Source organism: Sphingomonas sp. LR55 (assembly GCF_036856015.1).
Taxonomy (GTDB): domain Bacteria; phylum Pseudomonadota; class Alphaproteobacteria; order Sphingomonadales; family Sphingomonadaceae; genus Sphingomonas.
Genome location: NZ_JASPFO010000001.1, coordinates 908,530 through 926,381, shown reverse-complemented (window position 1 = coordinate 926,381; position 17,852 = coordinate 908,530). Strand labels below are relative to the sequence as shown.

The following is a 17,852-nucleotide window of genomic DNA, read 5'->3' as shown; positions in this document are numbered from 1 at the left end:
AGTTTCGCGCCACGCTGGCATATCGACGTTGTCGGCGGCAGTATGATGCTGTTCCTAGGGTTCAACGGCATCCGCCGCGCGGTTGCCCCTCCTCGACGCCATACGCTCATTCACCGTCTGATCCCGGATGGAGAGACGGTTGCGCATCGTTCGAGGACGGGTCCGGGACGATGGTGCCGCCCTTCATGACCATCCGAACGCGACGGAGCGCGGCTATATTTAACGTCGGATCGCCCGACACCGCAACCAGATCCGCCAGCAAGCCAGGTTTCACCGTACCTCGCGTGTCGCCAAGATGGAGCGACCGCGCGTTGCCGGAGGTCGCGGCCATCAGGACCGCCGCGCGGGGCATCCCCGCCGCTACCAGCAATTCCATCTCGCGCACGTTCTGCCCGTGCGCGAATACCCCCGCATCGCCGCCGACGCAGATCGGGACGCCTGCCTCGAGCGCCAGCTTGAGGCTTGAACGACTGAGTGCGACGGCGGGCGGCGCTGGTTCGCTACCGTTCCAGCCGCGATAGCGTGCGGTCGCGTCGGATGCGGCGAGTGTCGGACACAGCGCGATGCGCTTGGTCGCCATGTCTGCGAAGATCGCGGGCGTACCGCCATAGCCGTGCTCGATGGTATCAACGCCCGCGGCGACCGCGCGCCGCATACCCTCGGCGGTCGCGGCATGGACGGCAACCGGGCGACCCGCATCGTGCGCCGCCGCCACCGCCGCCGTCATCTCGGCGAGGCTCAGTGTCGCACGGCTCTCCTCGCCGGGTCGCCAGCGATAATCGGCATACAGCTTGACCCAATCCGCACCGGCCGCGATCTGGCGGCGCACCGCGGCCACCATCTGGTCGACGCCCGACACTTCCTCGGCCCCCTGCGGCACCGCGACGCCTGGCTCGAAACCCTTCGGACCATAGGCGCCGAGCGCGACGATCGCGCGCGTCGCGACCGATAGTCGCGGGCCCGGCACGATGCCCTGGTCGATCGCCGCCTTCAGCCCGACGTCCGCATAGCCGGCGCCCTCCGTGCCGAGATCGCGTTCGCTGGTGAAGCCGGCGAGCAACGTCGCCTTTGCGTTCGCAACGGCGCGCGGTGCGGAGCGCGAGCGGCTCGTGCAGGACCTGATCGTCCCAGCTCGTCTCGTTATACGGATGCAGGAACAGATGCCCGTGCCCCTCGATCATGCCGGGCATCAGCGTATCGCCGGCAAGCTCGATAGTCTGCGTGTCGGTGGGCACCGGTAGATTGGGACCGACTGCGACGATCCGGTCGCCCGAGACGAGCACCTGCCAGCCGGCATGGACGATACCATCCGCGCCATCGAAAACGCCCGCGGGTTTCAGCAGCGTCGATCGGGGGTTAGACGCCGGCACCGCGGCTGCGGGTCCGAGCAGAACCGCCGCGGACGTCAGCACTATCGTCGTCAGCCACCGCATGGTCTTTCCCTCGTTCCCGCCTTACGCTGCCACCATGAATAAGCTCCTTCGGCGTGCGCGCAATCCGGTGATCCTGTTGGCCCTGCTGACGGCTGCGCCCAGTCCGCCACCAACCGACATAGCGCGGTGGCAGGTGCAGGCCGCGCGCATCACGATCACGCGCGACGACTGGGGGATCCCGCATATCCGTGGGCGATCCGACGCGGATGCGGTGTTCGGGCTGATCTATGCGCAGGCGGAAGACGATTTCGCGCGGATCGAGGCGAATTACCTGACCGCGCTCGGGCGTAGCGCCGAAGCAGACGGCGAGGACGCGGTCTGGGCCGATCTTCGCCAGCGGCTGTTCGTTGATCCCGCGGACCTGAAGAGCCAATATGCCGCCAGCCCGGCTTGGTTGCGGGCGCTCATGCAGGGCTGGGCGGACGGGCTGAACTATTATCTGGCGACGCATCCGCAGGCCAGGCCGAAGGTTCTTACTCGGTTCGAGCCGTGGATGGCGCTCAGCTTCACCGAAGGGAGCATCGGCGGGGATATCGAGCGGATCTCGCTCAGCGATCTGAAGACGTTCTACGGCAAGCCCACCCCGCCCTCTCCGGAGGAACGCGGCATGGTGCCGCGCGAGCCGTCGGGGTCTAACGGGATCGCGATCGCACCCCGCCTCACCGCGAACGGCCGCGCGCTGCTGCTGATCAACCCGCACACCAGCTTCTATTTCCGCTCCGAAGCGCAGATGACGAGCGACGAAGGGCTGAATGCGTATGGCGCCAGCACCTGGGGGCAGTTCTTCGTGTACCAGGGCTTCAACGCCAAAGCCGGCTGGATGCACACCTCCGCGACGGTCGACAATATCGACGAGTTCGCCGAACGGATCGCGCGGACCGGTGACCGCTATGCCTATCGCTACGGCAGCGAAGTGCGGCCGGTCACCACACGCACCGTCGTCCTGCGCTATCGCCGGTCCGACGGCACGATGGGCGAGCGCCGCTTCACCACCTACGCCACGCATCACGGGCCGATCGTCGCGATCAATGCCGGGCGCTGGATCGCGACCGCGCTGATGTGGAAACCCGTCCCCGCGCTCGAACAAAGCTATCTGCGGACCAAGGCGACCGATCTCGCCAGCTACATCGCGGTCGCCGAGCGGAAGGCGAATTCGTCGAACGACACGCTGTTCGCCGACGACAAGGGCGAGATCGCGTTCCTGATGCCGCAGTTCATGCCGATCCGCAGCGACCGGTTCGATTATACGCGGCCGGTCGACGGCAGCGATCCCGCGACCGACTGGCACGGGCTCCACACGCTCGCCAGCCTACCGAGCGTCGCAAACCCGCGGACCGGCTGGGCGCACAACACCAACGACTGGCCGTGGAGCGCGGCGGGGCCGGACAGCCCCAAGGCGGCGGACTATCCGAAGTACATGGACCAGGTCGGCGGCAATGCGCGCGGCGTCCATGCCGACCTGTTGCTGACCGGCAAACGCGGTTGGACACCGGACACACTGCGTGCCGCGGCGTTCGATTCCTATCTGCCCGCCTTTGCGCGACTGCTGCCCGGTCTGGTCGAGGCGTGGGACGCACTGCCTGCCCGCGACCCACGGCGGGCGTCGCTCGCGGAGCCGATCGCGCTGTTGAAGAAATGGGATCACCGCTGGAGCTACGACTCGGTCGCGACAAGCCTGGCGGTGTTCTGGGGCGACCAGTTGTGGCGCGAGGTCGGCAGCTTCGCGCAGGCCGAGCGATTGAACGTGCCCGACTACATCGCCGCGCGCGTGTCGCCCGACGCCAAGCTTACCGCGCTGTCCGCCGCGGTCGATCGCCTGACGCGCGACTTCGGCGACTGGCGCACACCGTGGCAGCAGATCAACCGCTTCCAACGGCTCGATGATGCGATCCAGCCGCATTTCGACGACGCGCGCATCGATCCCGGTGCCGTTCACCTCGGCACAATGGGGCAGCCTCGCGTCGTTCGGCGCGAAGCCCTGGCCCGGCACGAAGCGTTATTACGGCACCAGCGGCAACAGCTTCGTCGCGGCCGTCGAGTTCGGCCCGCGGGTGAAGGCAATGGCGGTGATGGCCGGCGGCCAGAGCGGCGACCCGGCATCACCGCACTTCGCCGATCAGACGCAGCGCTATGCGGAGGGCAGACTGCGCCCGGTCTATTTCTATCCCGATGACCTCAAGGGCCACGTCGAGCGCAGCTACCGCCCGGGCGGGTGACGTCGCGCCCGCCCGCGCACTACGTCACCGCGCCTGAATTTACGCCGCGGTGGCGTCCAGCTTGTCCTGTGTCCGTGTGTCGAAGTCGCTGGCATCGTGGCGCTCGTGGAGCTGGCTGGCGGGATCACCCATCACGCGGTTGACCATCCGGCCGCGCTGGACAGCCGGACGCGCCCCGATCAGCTCGGTCCAGCGCAGGACGTTCTTATAGTCGCTCACCTGAAGGAATTCGGCGGCGTCATACACCTGCCCCGTCACCAGCGCGCCGTACCAGGGCCACACCGCCATGTCGGCGATCGAATAGTCATCGCCACCGACATACTCGCTCTCGCCCAGTCGCCGGTCCAGCACGTCGAGCTGGCGCTTAACCTCCATCGCGAAACGGTCGATCGCATATGCGATCTTCACGGGAGCATAGGCGTAGAAATGCCCGAAACCGCCCCCCAGCATCGGCCCTGCCCCCATCTGCCAGAACAGCCATGACAGCACTTCGGCGCGCTTGGCGACATCGGTGGGCAAGAACGCGCCGAACTTCTCGGCAAGATAGAGAAGGATCGATCCGGATTCGAATACGCGGATCGGCTCCGCGCCGCTGCGATCAACCAAAGCGGGAATTTTCGAATTGGGATTGGCCGCGACGAAGCCGCTGCCGAACTGGTCGCCGTCCATGATCTTGATCAGCCAGGCGTCGTATTCGGCACCGGTATGACCCGCGGCGAGCAGCTCCTCGAGCATCACCGTCACCTTCACGCCGTTGGGCGTTGCCAGCGAATAGAGCTGGATCGGGTGCTTGCCGACGGGCAGGTCCTTGTCGTGCGTGGCGCCGGCGATCGGGCGGTTGATGCTGGCGAACCGGCCTCCGCTCTGCTTGTCCCAGGTCCAGACCTTGGGCGGCGTGTATTCGGCGGTCTCGGTCATTCTGGCTCTCCGCTATCTCTACTCTGCGTCGGCGAAGTGCGCCGTTGTGGGCTTATGCGCAAGGGCCCGAACCGAAGTCGCTCGGCCATGCGTGGCTTACCAGAGCCGTAAGGTACCAGCCGCTTCCGTAACGTGAATGTTCGAATACCCGATCGTCACTCTCGGTCCCCCTTTTCGCACGCGATCAGCGATCTCGGGTCAGTTGCCCGCACGTGCGTGGAGCGTACGGACCTCGTCGGCGAACGCTGGCACCGGGCCGGTGACGACCGCATCGGGGACGACGTCGGTGATCCGCAGCGGCACGATGCCGAGCGATGGCTTGCCGAATTCGCGCAGCCATTCATTCAGCTGGATCGTCGACGTCGCGTAGACGATCCTTCCCATCCCCACGAGCCCATGCGCCGCCGCGCACATCGCGCAATGCTCGCCCGAGGTATAGACGACAGCCTGTCGCCGCTCCTCCGGCGACAAATGCTCGGCGGCCCAACGCGCGATCGCGAACTCGGGATGACGCGTCGGATCACCGCCGCCGGTTCGGTTTCGGTCCTCGAACAGCACCTCGCCGGCGCGCGACACAAGGATCGAGCCGAACGGCTGGTCGCCCGCGTCCACGGCTTCGGTCGCCAGCTCGACGCACCGCCGCAGCTGGCTCATGTCGATATCGTTCATTCCATTTCCTCAAAGCGCATTGTGTAGACGCCTTGCAAACGTTCAGCCCTCCATCTGGCTGCCAGGTTTTCAACGGCCATCCCCGTACCACGCTGATACAGGTTCGGTGCAAACTGACCATCTAAGCTGTTCGAAACGCTGGCTGTATTCGCTAGGGCACGGTCAGTTTCATGGCGGGCAGCCTCAGCCCGGCGTGAGGCCTGTGGCGAAACGGGGACGAACGATGGCGAACGCAGCACCGATAACGGTCGACGGCAATCTGAACGACTGGACCGCCGGCGACCGCATCGATCGCGGGCTCGGCACTGGATACGCGATCTATGCGCGCAGCGACGGCGCCGATTTCGCGTTCGCGATCACCGCCCCCGCCGCGATCGGCGCGAACACCACCGCGTGGCTCAACACCGATCGCAACGCGACCACCGGCTATCAGGTGTTCGGGTTTGCTGGCGGTGCTGAGTACAACGTCAACTTCGCCGCCGACGGTACCGTCTCGCTGTACAGCGGCGCGGCGGGGCAGACCCTGGTCGCGAGCGGCCTTCAGGCGGCTTGGTCGGCGGATCGGACCACCGTCGAGTTCAAGGTGCCAAAGGCGGCGATCGGCAATCCGCAGGCGATCGACACGATCTACGACGTCAACGACACCGCGTTCCTGCCCGGCAATTATTCGAACCCCGCCTTTACCGTCTTCAACGACACCGGCATCGTCGCCGACCCGTCGCACCGGATCGCGATCGTGTGGTCCGATCTCGACCGCCAACGCCTATTTCAGCAAGACCGCCTATTCGCAGCTGTTCATGGCCGCGCAGTCCCAGGCGATGCAGGCGGGCGTGCCGTTCGACATCCTGACCGAGGGCGACCTGACCAGCCTGGCGACGCTCGCCAAATACGGCACGATCGTCTTCCCGTCGTTCCGCAACGTCGAGGCGAGCAAGGCAGACCTGATCGCGCAGACGCTGGAACAGGCGACCAAGCAGTTCGGCATCGGCCTGGTCGCGGCGGGCGAGTTCATGACCAACGGCGCAGACAATAGCGCGCTGGCCGGCGATTCCTATGCGCGGATGAAGCTGTTGTTCGACGCCACGCGCGTGACCGGTGGCTTCCCCGCCGACGTGACGGTGAAGGCGAGCGACGCGTCGCACCTCGTGCTCGACGGCTATTCGGATGGCCAGGTCATCCGCCAATATACCGGCGTCGGCTGGAACGCGTTCACCAGCGTCAGCGGCACGGGCACGACGATCGCCACCGAGACGGTGAACGGCCAGACCTATTCGGCGGCGATCGCGACGCAGACCGGCGGGCGCAACGTGCTGTTCTCGAGCGAAGCGGTGATGGCCGACGACAACCTGCTGCAGAAGGCGATCGATTACTCGGTCCACGGCGATACGCTGTCGGTCGGATTGCAGATGACCCGCCAGGCCGGGCTGTTCGCGTCGCGCGTCGACATGGACCAGAGCCAGCAGACCACCGAGGTCAATCCGGCCGGCACCGCGCCCGGCATCTACGACAAGCTGCTGCCGATCCTGACCGAGTGGAAGACCGCATATAATTTCGTCGGCAGCTATTACGTCAACATCGGCAACGATCCGGCGAACGGCCAGGCGACCGACTGGGCGGTGTCGCTGCCGGTCTACAAGGCGCTGCTCGATGCCGGCAACGAAGTCGGCTCGCACAGCTATACGCACCCCGAGAACACCAATCTGCTGACCGACGCGCAGATCGCGTACGAGTTCGGCCAGTCGCGCGCCGAGCTGGAAAAGCAGCTGAGCGCGTATCTCGGCAAGACCGTGACGGTCGGCGGGGCCGCGGTACCGGGTGCGCCCGAGCAGATCGCGACGAGCCAGGAAATCCTGAAATACGTGACGTATCTCAGCGGTGGCTATTCGGGCGTCGGGGCGGGCTATCCCAACGCGCTCGGCTATATGACGCCGCAGAACGCCGCGGACGACAAGGTGTATATCGCGCCGAACACGTCGTTCGACTTTTCGCTGATCGAATTCCAGAAGAAGACCGTCGCCGAGGCGAGCGCGATCTGGGCGAAGGAATTCGGCGCGCTGACCGCCAATGCCGACGCGCCCGTCATCGTGTGGCCGTGGCATGACTATGGTCCGACTATGTGGGCCGCCGACGGCGCCACCAGCCTGTATACCAAGCAGATGTTCACCACCTTCATCGCGCAGGCCGCCGCCGCCGGCGTCGAGTTCGTGACGCTCGCCGATCTCGCGGGCCGGGTCAGCGCGTTCCAGAACGCGACGATCACCTCGACCGTGGTCGGCAACACGATCACCGCGACGGTCGGCGCGACCACCGGCACCTTCTCGCTCGACGTCGATGGCCAGAGTAGCGGCCAAATGATCAAGTCGGTCGCCAACTGGTACGCCTATGACGCGGACACGGTGTTCCTGCCCAAGGCGGGCGGCACCTATGCGATCACGATGGGCGCGGTGGCGGACGACGTGACGCATATCACCGCGCTGCCGATGCGCGCGACGCTGACGACGCTGAGCGGCGACGGGCGCGACCTGTCCTTCACCGTCGAGGGCGAAGGCAAGGTGACCGTCGACCTCAAGGCACCGGGGACCGACTGGACGACGCTGAGCGGCGGCACGATCGCCAGCCAGATCGGCGAGATCCTGACGATCGATCTTGGCGCGATCGGTGTGCACGACGTCAAGATCGGCCATCAGGCGAACGTCGATCCGGTGCTGACCTCGTTCGGCGGCGGCACCACCGGCGCGCTGTCGATCGCCGAGAACGGTACCGCGCTGACCACGATCACCGCGACCGACGCGAACATCGTCTGGGGCGATTCGATCAAATATTCGATCGGTGCAGGCGGCGACGGCGCCAATTTCTCGATCGACGCGACGACCGGCGTGCTGAAGTTCGTCACCGCACCCGATTACGAAGCGCCGACCGACGCCAACCGCGACAACATCTACGGCGTCACCGTGGTCGCGACCGACGCACGCGGTGCGGTCGATGCGCAGACGCTGACGATCGGCGTGACCGACGTGATCGGGATCACCAAGACCGGCACGATGTTCGCGGACACGATCAACGGCACCGGCGAGCAGGACGTGCTCGATGGCGGCTGGGGCAACGACGTGCTCAACGGGCTTGGCGGCAACGACAAGCTCACCGAGGGGCTCGGCAACGACACGCTCAACGGCGGCGCGGGCAACGATACGCTGATCGGTGGCGACGGCAAGGACATCCTCAACGGTGGCGACGGCAACGACATCCTGATCGGCGGCGACGACATGGACACGATGACCGGCGGCGCTGGCGCCGACATCTTCCGCTTCGAGGTGAAGGGCGACAGCCTGCCCTCGTCGTCGCGCGACGTCATCACCGACTTCGCGGTCGGGCAGGACAAGATCGACCTGTCGATGATCGACGCCAACAGCTCGCTGTTCGCGCGCGGCGACCAGGCGTTCAGCTTCATCGGCACGACCGCGAAATTCTCCGCGCCGGGCCAGTTGCGCTACAGCTACCAGATGATCGGTGGGAAGGAATGCACCGTCGTCGAAGGCAATACCGACAGCGGCTCGGCGGCCGACTTCTCGATCGCGCTGACCGGCCACCACGTGCTGACCGCGAACGATTTCTTCATGTAGTCCGCGGCATAGGCCGGCGTGTCATGGCGGGCATAGGCTTCCAATTAGCGAAAACCGCGCGGGAGGGCGGCGTCGGCGGGATCGTCGGCGCCGCCGCGTTCGGCGCGGTGATCAGCGCCGGGCCGTGGCTGATCACCGCGGTCGCGATGGCGATGCTCAACCACTGGTCGGGCGCGCATCTCGGCGCCGATGGCGCGCGGACCGTGCAGACGATCCTGGTCTATGCGTTCAGCCTGTCCGCGCTCGCCGCCGCACCGGTCGGCATCCTGGCGACGCGGATGGTCGCGGATCGCATTTTCGCACGCGATGCCGGCGGCGTGTCGGGGATCATGCTGGTCGCGCTCGCGGTCGGCGGCGCGATCGCGATGGGCGTCGGCGCGGTCGTGTACGGCATGCTCGCGCGGCTTCCCCTCGGCGAGGCGGCGCTCGCGACGCTGATCCTCGCGTGGCTGACGCAGGTCTGGATCGCCGCGCCCCTGCTCACCGCGCTGCGCCGTTACCGCGCGATCCCCCTCGCCTATCTGCTCGGCATCGGTTTTGCGACACTGCTGCTGGCACTGTTGCCCAAGCTCGACGTCGTCACCGTGCTCGCCATCATCGCCGGCGGCATCGGCCTGACGCTGGCGGCGATCATGGTGGTGATCCGCCGGCATTTTTCCGCCCCGCCCGTCCTGCCGACGCGCGATGCGATGACGCCGCGGCTCGCCTGGATCGTCGCTGCGGCCGGGGTCGCCGGGGTCGCGGCGATCTGGATCGACAAATGGTTGTTGTGGCTGGGGCCTGACAGCCTGCGCGCGATCGGCCTGTTGCGGCTCAATCCGATCAACGACCAGGGCAGCTTTCTCGGGCTGTTGACGATGGTGCCCGGCCTCACGCTGCTGCTGATCGTGACCGAGACGCGCTTCGACCGCGCATTCGGCGACCTGATCGTGCGGTGTACCGGCACCTCGACGCTGCAACGGATCGAGGAGGCGCGCAGCGAGCTCGCGCGGACGATGTTCGACGGGCTGCGGATCATGCTGCTGGTGCAGGCGCTGGTCGCCGCGCTCGCCTGGGTGTTCGCGGTACCGCTGTTCGACCTGATCGGGGCCGACGCACGCGCGATCTTCGCGTTTCGCCAGACCTCGCTCGGTACGGTCTTCCACCTCGTCGTGATCGCGGCGACCGTCGTGCTGGCCTATTATGATCTGTTCGGCCGGATCCTGCTGACCTGGAGTGCCTTCGCGGTCGGCAGCGCCATCGCGACACTGCTGCAATGGCATGCGGGGTTTGCCGCGTTCGGCTGGGGCTATATGGCGGGTGCGGTGGTCGGAGCGTCGGTCGGCATCGCGCTGGTCGCCGAAGCCACGGTGAGCCTCACCTATCTGCTGTTCGTCGGCAACAATCCCTCGGTCGTGGGGCACGGAGGGCGTCTGTTATGACGGGATCTGACGATATGGCGCGGCGGACGATCCTGCAGCGTGTGCTCGCGATGGGTGCGATCGGGCTGACGATCGGCGCGCGATCGCGGTCGCAGGCGACACCGAAACCGTCCCCGGACACGGTGCTACGCTGGGGCATCGATTACGGCGCCACCACCGATCCCGTGCTGGCGCGGGCATGCGCGCTGCTGGTGCTCGAGCCGCACCATGCCCGGCCGATCGCACCACTGCGAGGCCCCGGCAGCATTCTGCTCGGCTATGTCAGCTTCGGCGAGGTCGAGCGCGGCCGGCCGTATTTCGCCGCGCTCGACAAGGCCGGCGCGCTCAGCGCCGCCAATCCCAACTGGCCCGACGCGCGGCTCGCCGACCTGCGCCACCCGGCATGGCGTGCGGCGGTGCTCGACCGCCTCGTCCCCGCGATCCTGGCGCTCGGCTATGACGGAATCTTCATCGATACGATGGATAACGCCGAAGCGATGGAACGGCAGGATCCGGTGGCCAACACGGGCATGGTGGCGGCAGGTGCGACGCTGATCGCCGCCGTGCGCGCGCGTTTCCCAAAATTCGCATCATGCTCAACCGCGGCTACGCGCTGCTGCCCGACGTCGCGCCCAAGATCGATTATCTGCTTGGCGAGGCGATGGCGTCGCGGTGGAATTTCGCTGCCAAACGCTATGAATTGCTCAGCGAGTCGGACTGGGCGTGGCAAGCGGGTCGCCTGCGCGCCGCGCGAGCCGGAACCCGGCACTGGCGTTGATGACGCTCGATTACTGGAATCCTGCCGATACGACGCAGATCGCGGCGCTATATGCGCGTGAGCGCGCGGCGGGGTTCAGCCCCTATGTTGCGACGCTCGCGCTCGACCGCCTGATGCCGGAACCGACCGGATGAGGATCGACCGCCGACGCGGACGGCTCGCGATCGTCCTGCCCGCAATCGCCGGGCTCGGCCTGCTCGCGGGCGGGCTGTTGCTGCTGCCGAACGCGCGCGAGATCCGTCACGCCGAGCGCCGTGCGCAACCGGTGCCGGCGCCGGTGCCGGCGAGTTCGATGCCGGCCGCCCCGGTACCGCCACCGGTGCTGCCGCCCCTGCACCCGACGATCGCGGCGCAGATCGCGACCGCCGACGCGGCGGCACTCGCAGCGCTCACCGTACGGCTGATTGCGGAGGGTCAGCCGGTGTCGACGCTGCAGGTCACCTATGATCTGGTCGCGGCGAAGAGACCGGCGGTGGCGCTCGACTATCTCGCGATCCGGTCCGATGGCGCTACCGCCGCGACGTGGCGGTTGCGTGTCGACCTTCTTCGCCGAGCCGGGCGGACCGCGGATGCAGCCGTGCTCGTCACGCAGGCGACGCAGAAGCGCGGACCGGTGGCGGCTGAGGATATCGTCGCGGCGGCCTATGCGATCGATCGGCCCGACCTCGTGATCGCGGCGGCGGCGAACCATGTGATCCCGCCGCCCGATGCCACGCTGTCGCTCGATCTCGCGCGCCGCGCCGACACGGCCGGCCGCGGCGACCTGATCGCGCTGCTTGACAAGGCGACGGCCGCGAACTGGCGGGCGGCGGATCCCTGGCTGGCGATCCGCGTGGCGGCGCGTGCGAACGATACCGCGGCAGGGTTGCGGGCGGCCGACTATCTCCCGGTCGCGCAGCGTCCGGCCGCGCGAGGAAATCATGACCAAGGCGGGCGACCGCGAGGGTCTGCGGACCGAATTGCTGGCCCGTGCTGCGGCGCCGGGCGCACCGCCCGAGCGGGAAGCGGAACGCTTGCTGGCGGCGGGTTATCGCGCCGATGCGATCGCCGTCCTGCGCCGGGCGGCGAGCGGAATGCCACCCACCGCGCCGGTAGCGCAGCGCCTGCTGTACTTGATGGGCCCACGGCCTGGGTCCGAGGATCTCTCCTGGCTGAAGCAACAAGCGCTGCAGGGCACCGCGAGTCAGCAGCGTGGCTGGCTGGTACGCTATGCCGAGCGGGACCGGCCGGGCGAGGCGCTGGCGTTCGTGACGCGGCATCCGCTCGCGAGCCAGACCGACATGCTGCTGATGCGGCTGTCGCTGGCCCGCGCGGCGGGCAATGATGCCGCCGGTCGCACGCTGGTGACGTCGCTGCTCGACGGGCGCGCACTTGATCCGGCGCAGCTCGGCGCGCTGTCGGCCGCCGCCCCCGCACGGATCGATCTGACCCAAGCGGCAGCAATCGCGAAACGCCGCGTCGCAGCCGGAGTCGCGGCACCCCGCGATCAGCTCGACCTCGCCTGGACCGCCTGGAATGCGGGCGATGCCAAGGGCGCGGCGGCAGGGCTTGACGAACATCTGGCGACCGCGCCGACCGACCTTCCGGCGCTGCGGCTGATGGCCGACGTGCAGGCGCGGCTCGGCGGCGAGCGGGCGGCCCGCCCCTGGCTGGACCGCGCGCTCGCCCAGACTCCGGCCGACAGCAAGGCACGCGTGGAGATCCTGGAAAAGCTCGGGCGTCGGTCCGAGGCGGTAGTGTTGGTCGAAACACTGCGGTCGGAGATGCCGCGTGACCGATCGCTCGCCGCGCTGCACGCCCGCCTGCTCATCGCGCAGGGCCAGCCGGGCCGGGCGCGGACGGTGTTGGCGCAATGATCGCGCTGTTGCTCTGCCTGACGGATGCGCCCGTGCTGACCGTTCCCCGTACCGTCTTCGCGGACAGCCGGATCGCCGCGCCCGAGACCAGGCTCGCCTGGCCCGACGCGGCCGTGGTCCGCATCGAGGACCGCGACGGCGAGCTGGTCGCGCGGTTCAACCAGCCGATCACGCCCGACCGGATCGCCGCATTTCGTGACGCGGCAGGCGATGCGATCGGCGATCTGCGCTGGAACGACGACAGCCTCGTGCTGCGTCCCGCCGCCGGCTGGACGATGACGTGGCGGCAGGCGGGCCCGGTGGTCGCGCTGGCCTTCTCACCGCCCGCCTCGAGCGAACCGCTGGCCGACAGCACCGACGACACCGCCTCCGATGCCGCGCTGGCCGCGATCGAGGCGGACGCCGCGGCGGGCTATCCGGGGCCGGCACGACGCGCCGCGACAGCCTTGGCGACACGCTATCCGACCGATCGACGCGCCGCGCGCATGCTTGCCGACACGCGGCTCGCAGACGGCGACGTGCGCGGGGCGGCGCGCGAGTACCTTGCGCTCGCGGCCGACGACCTGACCGCACGGCGCGCGATCGCCGCTGCACCCGGGACTGCGAGCATCGGCGTCACCGCGCGCGACGGCAGCGATCTGTCGCAGGCGGAGTTTGGGGCGCGGATCGACTCCGCGGTCGGCGATACGCTGGTCGCAGGTGGCGGCCTTCGCCATGTCGTCAGCCGCGTCGGCACCGATGCGCAGACCGTCCACAGCGGCGAGACCATCCTCGACGCCTCGCTGGCGGCGGCGTTCGACGGCGCCGTCCGCGTCCAGCTGCTCGCCTCCGCGGCGCTCGACGACGGCGTTACCGGCGGTGGTGCCAAGGCGGTCGCGGGATCCGCCGATGCGCAGTTTCGCGCGACGCTGACCCGGCACATGCCCGACTATTCGACCCCGGCGCAGGTACTGGCGGGCGGATATTTGTCGCGGGCACTGATCGGAGTTACCTATCGCCTGACACCCGGCCTGCTGGGGCAGGCGGATATCGGCGCGAACCGGTATGGGCTCGCCGGCAGCAACGGCGCGAGCGACACGATTGTCGCGAGCGGCGGGGTGGATTATCTCATCCGTCGCCAGTTCCCCGCACTTGGCCTGACCTATCGGTTCGAGGCCGAATATGTTCAACGCCAACAGCTGGGCGTGAACGGGCTCCCGCTCATTCCGCTCGCCACCCGCGAAAACCATACCGTCCAGGGCCTGGTCAGCGGCGCGGTCGGTGCCGTCCAGATGACCGCGCTGGCGGGGTGGACGATCGACCGGTTCGGCGGCGACGGCCCGACCGCCAGCCTGGGCATAACCGCGCCGATCGCGGTGGCCTGGCGGGTCGAGGGCAGCGGCGGCATCACCTCAATCGCGCGCCCCGGCTTTTCGGGACGCCAACTCTATGCGCGGGCGCTGCTGACACGCAGCCTTGGGGATACGCAGTGACTCACGACGAACAAGGCATCCAATCGCTGACCCGGTGGCGACGTCCCGTGCGCATCGCGGTCGAGATCGCAATCGCCTTTGCCGCGCTGGCCGCGCTCGACTGGTGGCTGACCGGCGGCACCGGTTTTGCGCGCGTCCAGCCGAACCCCTATTGGCTGCCGGTCCTGGTGATGGCGCTCGCCTACGGCACCGGCCCCGGCGTTCTAGCCGCCGCGATCGCGTCGGGACTGTGGCTCGCCCATGTTCACGACAATCCGGGCGAGCGCGATTATCTCGACCATCTGTTCCATTTGTCGCTCCAGCCACTGATGTGGTTCGTCGTTGCCGGGGTCATCGGCGAAGTGACGATCATCCGCACCGGGCGTCACGATCGGCTCGAGACGCGCGGCCGTGTCGCGACGCGTAATCTCGCGCGACTGACCGAGGCGTTCGCGACACTGTCGCAGACCAATCGCCAGTTGCAGGTCCAGATCGCAACCGAAGCTCATACTGTTGGTCATGCGATCGAGACCGCCGCGCGGCTGTGCTCGCCGGACTCGGCCGAACGGCGCGGTGCGATCGCCGAGCTGATCGCGCTTGCCGCACGGACCCCCGACTTCACCTGCTACCGCATCACCGGCGACGAGGCACGCGCCTGGCTTCGCGGGCCGGTCACTGCGGGACGACGCGACATCCTGCCCGCCGCGCTCATGGAGCGGATCGAACGGCACAAGCGGGTCCTGCATGTCGCCAAGCGCAGCGATCGCCACGTGCTCGACGGTATCGGCGTTGCCGCCATCGCCTTGCCCGATCGGAAGACCGGTGAGGTCGTCGGATGCCTGGTCCTCCATACGCTGCCCTTCGAGGCGCTGAACGCCAGCCGTACCGCCGAACTCGCCGAGATCACCACGTGGCTGACGCCCCTGCTCGCGGCTATGCCGAACACGACACGGCCGTCGGTGCGATCCGCCGAGCTGGTCGCATGATCCTCCGCCTGATCGCGCTGGCGATCGTCGAACTGCTGATCCTGACGGCGTGCCAGATATTTGGGGTCGCGGTCGGCTGGGGCCTCGCTGCGCACGCCGTGGTGAGCGTGTTCGGGTTCGGCGTGTGGCTTCGCGGTGGCACTGCGACCGGCTTTGCGGCGGCGATGCTTGGTGTGCTCGGGCCGTTCGGACTGCTCGTCGCGCTCCTCCTCGCCGGGTCGCTTGGGCGTTTATCGCGGTCCACCACGCAGCGGAGCGACGACGCCATGTTCGGCCCGGTTGCCGGCGGGTCCGCGCAGCGCGGCGCGCGTCTCGCGGTCGCGCGGATGCTCGATGGACGGGTGCATCATGCGACCCCCGACACGCTGAGTTCGCTGGTGACGATCATGCGGCACGGTGCGGTCGCCGAGCGACGGCGGGCGCTGGAGACTGTGGTGCGATCGTTCGAGCCGGCGCTGTCACCGCTCATCGCGCTGGCGCTTACCGACGGCGACCAGACGATCCGCGCGCTGGCCGCCGCCGCGTCGTCGCGGGTCGCGGAGAACCTGGTGCTGGCGCGTGTGCGGCTGTCGGCGCGGGTTGCCGAGGGCGACGATCCGGATGCCGCGCTCAGCCTGGCCACGCTGCTCGGCGATCATGCCCGCTCGGACGTGCTGCTGTCCGATCTGCAACGCCGCCACCTGCGCGAAGACGCGGTCGCGACGATGGTGGCTTCGGTAGCGTCCGGGGCGAATGACCCGCGATCGGAAACGCGCGATGCGTTGATGATCGAGGCATTTTGGGCCGTGAGCGATTACGACGCGATCGACCGGATGGCGACCATGATCGAGGCATCGTCGGAGCGGGACGACGCTCCCGTCGACGGTAGCGACCGCGGCGCGACGACGCTGGCGACATGGTGGCTGACGGGAGCCGCGGCGTGATCGCGCTGTCGGCCTTGGCGGACGACCGGTCCCGGCCCGCCTCGCGCGACATCCCCGATGCGGACATCTGCCTGATCGTCGAGGGTGCGTATCCCTATGTGATCGGCGGCGTGTCCGGCTGGCTGCAGGATCTGATCACGCATCTGCCCGACGTCCGGTTCGTGGTCGCCGCGATCAAGCCCGGCGCGGATATGCTGCCGTTCCAGCTGACCCCGCCGCCCAACGTCGTCGGGATCGTCGAGATCGGCCTCGCGCCCGCGCCCGCCGTGCCGCGTACGATCCTCGACCGGATCGCGGTGCCGATCGCCGACGCGCTGGTCGCGTTCGTCGCGACCGGCGGCGCGGAGCGGCTCGCCACGCTGATCGATCTGATCGGCGGCACCGCCCGGCCGCTGGCGCCCGGCGACATCCTGTCGCATCCCGCGGTCTTCGCGCGGCTCAGGCGACATTACCAGGCGATGTTGCCCAAGGCGTCGTTCCACCATTATTTCTGGGCGATGCGCGTTTTGCTGGGCGGGCTGCTCGCGGTGCTGACCACGCCCCTGCCGCAGGCGAAGGCGTATCACACGATCTCGACCGGGTTCGCCGGGCTGCTGGCGGCCCGCGCCGCGCGCGAGACCGGACGTCCGGCGTTCATCACCGAGCATGGCATCTACCTGCTCGAACGCCAGATCGAGGTGATGATGGCGGACTGGATCGGCGACCAGGTCGATACCGGGCTCGAACTCGAACGCAGCGTCCGCGATCTGCGCGATCTGTGGGTGCGCGCGTTCACCAGCTATGCGACAGCCTGTTACGACAGCTGCGATCCGATCGTCGCGCTGTACGGTGAGAACACCGCGGTCCAACGCCGCCTGGGCGCCGCCGCGGACCGGGTCCGCGTAATCCCCAACGGCATCGACTCGAAGCGGTTCGCAAGCCTCCCGGATCAGCGCGATCCGGCGCATCCGCTGGTCGCGCTGCTCGGCCGGGTGGTACCGATCAAGGATGTGAAGACGTACATCCGCGCCGCCGCGATCGCGCATGCCGAACGCCCCGACCTGCGCTTCGTCGTGCTCGGCCCCGAGGACGAGGACCCCGAATATGCTGCCGAATGTACCCGGCTGGTCGAGGATCTCGCGCTCGGAGCCGTATTCCGCTTTGCCGGCCGCGTGCGGATCGAGGACTGGATGGCGAGGATCGACCTGCTCGTGCTGACCAGCCTGTCCGAAGCGCAGCCGCTGGTGATCCTCGAGGGCGGCGCGTGCGGCATCCCGGTGGTCGCGCCCGACGTCGGTAGCTGCCGCGAGATGATCGAGGGCCGCGGCGGCGCGGACTCGGGGCATGGCGGGATCGTCACCCCGCTGGTCAACCCGGCCGCGACCGCCGCGGGCATCCTGGCGATCGCCGGCGATCCCGCGCTGCGGACGGCCATGGGCGAGACGATGCGCGAACGGGTGCGGCGCGATTACGATCACGACACGATCATCGGCGCCTATGCCGCGTTATACGGGTCGCTGATGGCGGCATAGATGGCCGGCTCCGAACCCGGTTCACGAGCGCTCAAGCCGCATGATCCTCCCCGCCAGGGGAGGATTGCGGGCGTGCGGGGCTGGCGCCCCT

At 68.2% G+C, this 17,852-nt stretch carries 12 protein-coding genes and 2 pseudogenes; 11 read left to right on the top strand and 3 right to left on the bottom strand.

Annotated features, from left to right (window positions below; translation table 11 throughout):
- Nucleotides 1–106: 106 nt before the first annotated feature.
- Nucleotides 107–1,592, bottom strand: a pseudogene (locus QP181_RS04500) (metal-dependent hydrolase family protein).
- Between QP181_RS04500 and QP181_RS04495 the strand changes: the two are divergent.
- Nucleotides 1,501–3,649: pseudogene (locus QP181_RS04495) on the top strand (penicillin acylase family protein). The pseudogenes QP181_RS04500 and QP181_RS04495 overlap by 92 nt on opposite strands.
- 39 nt (nt 3,650–3,688) lie before the next feature.
- Here QP181_RS04495 and yghU read toward each other — a convergent pair.
- Entirely contained in the window at nt 3,689–4,567 is an 879-nt protein-coding gene (yghU, locus tag QP181_RS04490) for a glutathione-dependent disulfide-bond oxidoreductase (RefSeq protein ID WP_333927761.1), read from the bottom strand.
- Nucleotides 4,568–4,765: 198 nt separating this feature from the next.
- Nucleotides 4,766–5,236: a nucleoside deaminase gene (locus QP181_RS04485; RefSeq protein WP_333927760.1), complete on the bottom strand. Its 471-nt coding sequence runs from the start codon at nt 5,234–5,236 to the stop codon at nt 4,766–4,768.
- A 223-nt stretch (nt 5,237–5,459) separates the two neighbouring features.
- Between QP181_RS04485 and QP181_RS04480 the strand changes: the two genes are divergently transcribed.
- The 10 genes from QP181_RS04480 to pelF all read left to right on the top strand — a co-directional run bounded on the left by QP181_RS04480 (nt 5,460) and on the right by pelF (nt 17,761).
- On the top strand, nt 5,460–6,269 hold the full coding sequence (locus QP181_RS04480) for a hypothetical protein (protein WP_333927759.1): 810 nt from the start codon (nt 5,460–5,462) through the stop codon (nt 6,267–6,269).
- The gene (locus QP181_RS04475; protein WP_333929546.1) at nt 6,247–8,856 is read left to right on the top strand and encodes a M10 family metallopeptidase C-terminal domain-containing protein; all 2,610 of its coding nucleotides are present in this window, start codon (nt 6,247–6,249) and stop codon (nt 8,854–8,856) included. The genes QP181_RS04480 and QP181_RS04475 overlap by 23 nt, the downstream gene beginning before the upstream one ends.
- Before the next feature lie 23 nt (nt 8,857–8,879).
- The gene (pelG, locus tag QP181_RS04470) at nt 8,880–10,277 is read left to right on the top strand and encodes an exopolysaccharide Pel transporter PelG (protein WP_333927758.1); all 1,398 of its coding nucleotides are present in this window, start codon (nt 8,880–8,882) and stop codon (nt 10,275–10,277) included.
- Nucleotides 10,274–11,095 carry an endo alpha-1,4 polygalactosaminidase gene (locus tag QP181_RS04465; RefSeq protein ID WP_333927757.1) on the top strand — a complete coding sequence of 274 codons (822 nt, stop codon included), beginning with the start codon at nt 10,274–10,276 and terminating at the stop codon, nt 11,093–11,095. Before pelG ends, QP181_RS04465 begins: the two co-directional genes overlap by 4 nt.
- Before the next feature lie 69 nt (nt 11,096–11,164).
- A complete protein-coding gene (locus tag QP181_RS04460; RefSeq protein ID WP_333927756.1) occupies nt 11,165–12,358 on the top strand; it encodes a hypothetical protein in 1,194 nt (397 codons plus the stop codon).
- Nucleotides 12,282–12,890: a tetratricopeptide repeat protein gene (locus QP181_RS04455; protein ID WP_333927755.1), complete on the top strand. Its 609-nt coding sequence runs from the start codon at nt 12,282–12,284 to the stop codon at nt 12,888–12,890. The genes QP181_RS04460 and QP181_RS04455 overlap by 77 nt, the downstream gene beginning before the upstream one ends.
- Nucleotides 12,887–14,362 carry a hypothetical protein gene (locus QP181_RS04450; RefSeq protein WP_333927754.1) on the top strand — a complete coding sequence of 492 codons (1,476 nt, stop codon included), beginning with the start codon at nt 12,887–12,889 and terminating at the stop codon, nt 14,360–14,362. Before QP181_RS04455 ends, QP181_RS04450 begins: the two co-directional genes overlap by 4 nt.
- Nucleotides 14,359–15,327 carry a hypothetical protein gene (locus QP181_RS04445; protein WP_333927753.1) on the top strand — a complete coding sequence of 323 codons (969 nt, stop codon included), beginning with the start codon at nt 14,359–14,361 and terminating at the stop codon, nt 15,325–15,327. The genes QP181_RS04450 and QP181_RS04445 overlap by 4 nt, the downstream gene beginning before the upstream one ends.
- The gene (locus tag QP181_RS04440) at nt 15,252–16,250 is read left to right on the top strand and encodes a hypothetical protein (RefSeq protein ID WP_333927752.1); all 999 of its coding nucleotides are present in this window, start codon (nt 15,252–15,254) and stop codon (nt 16,248–16,250) included. The genes QP181_RS04445 and QP181_RS04440 overlap by 76 nt, the downstream gene beginning before the upstream one ends.
- Nucleotides 16,226–17,761: a GT4 family glycosyltransferase PelF gene (gene pelF, locus QP181_RS04435; RefSeq protein WP_333927751.1), complete on the top strand. Its 1,536-nt coding sequence runs from the start codon at nt 16,226–16,228 to the stop codon at nt 17,759–17,761. The genes QP181_RS04440 and pelF overlap by 25 nt, the downstream gene beginning before the upstream one ends.
- Nucleotides 17,762–17,852 lie beyond the last annotated feature (91 nt).

Bases quoted from the DNA above. Each gene is read 5' to 3' on its own strand.
- yghU (WP_333927761.1), bottom strand. From the start codon at position 4,567: ATGACCGAGACCGCCGAATACACGCCGCCCAAGGTCTGGACCTGGGAC.
- pelG (WP_333927758.1), top strand. From the start codon at position 8,880: ATGGCGGGCATAGGCTTCCAATTAGCGAAAACCGCGCGGGAGGGCGGC.
- QP181_RS04450 (WP_333927754.1), top strand. From the start codon at position 12,887: ATGATCGCGCTGTTGCTCTGCCTGACGGATGCGCCCGTGCTGACCGTT.
- QP181_RS04485 (WP_333927760.1), bottom strand. From the start codon at position 5,236: ATGAACGATATCGACATGAGCCAGCTGCGGCGGTGCGTCGAGCTGGCG.
- QP181_RS04475 (WP_333929546.1), top strand. From the start codon at position 6,247: ATGACCAACGGCGCAGACAATAGCGCGCTGGCCGGCGATTCCTATGCG.
- QP181_RS04465 (WP_333927757.1), top strand. From the start codon at position 10,274: ATGACGGGATCTGACGATATGGCGCGGCGGACGATCCTGCAGCGTGTG.
- QP181_RS04480 (WP_333927759.1), top strand. From the start codon at position 5,460: ATGGCGAACGCAGCACCGATAACGGTCGACGGCAATCTGAACGACTGG.
- QP181_RS04460 (WP_333927756.1), top strand. From the start codon at position 11,165: ATGAGGATCGACCGCCGACGCGGACGGCTCGCGATCGTCCTGCCCGCA.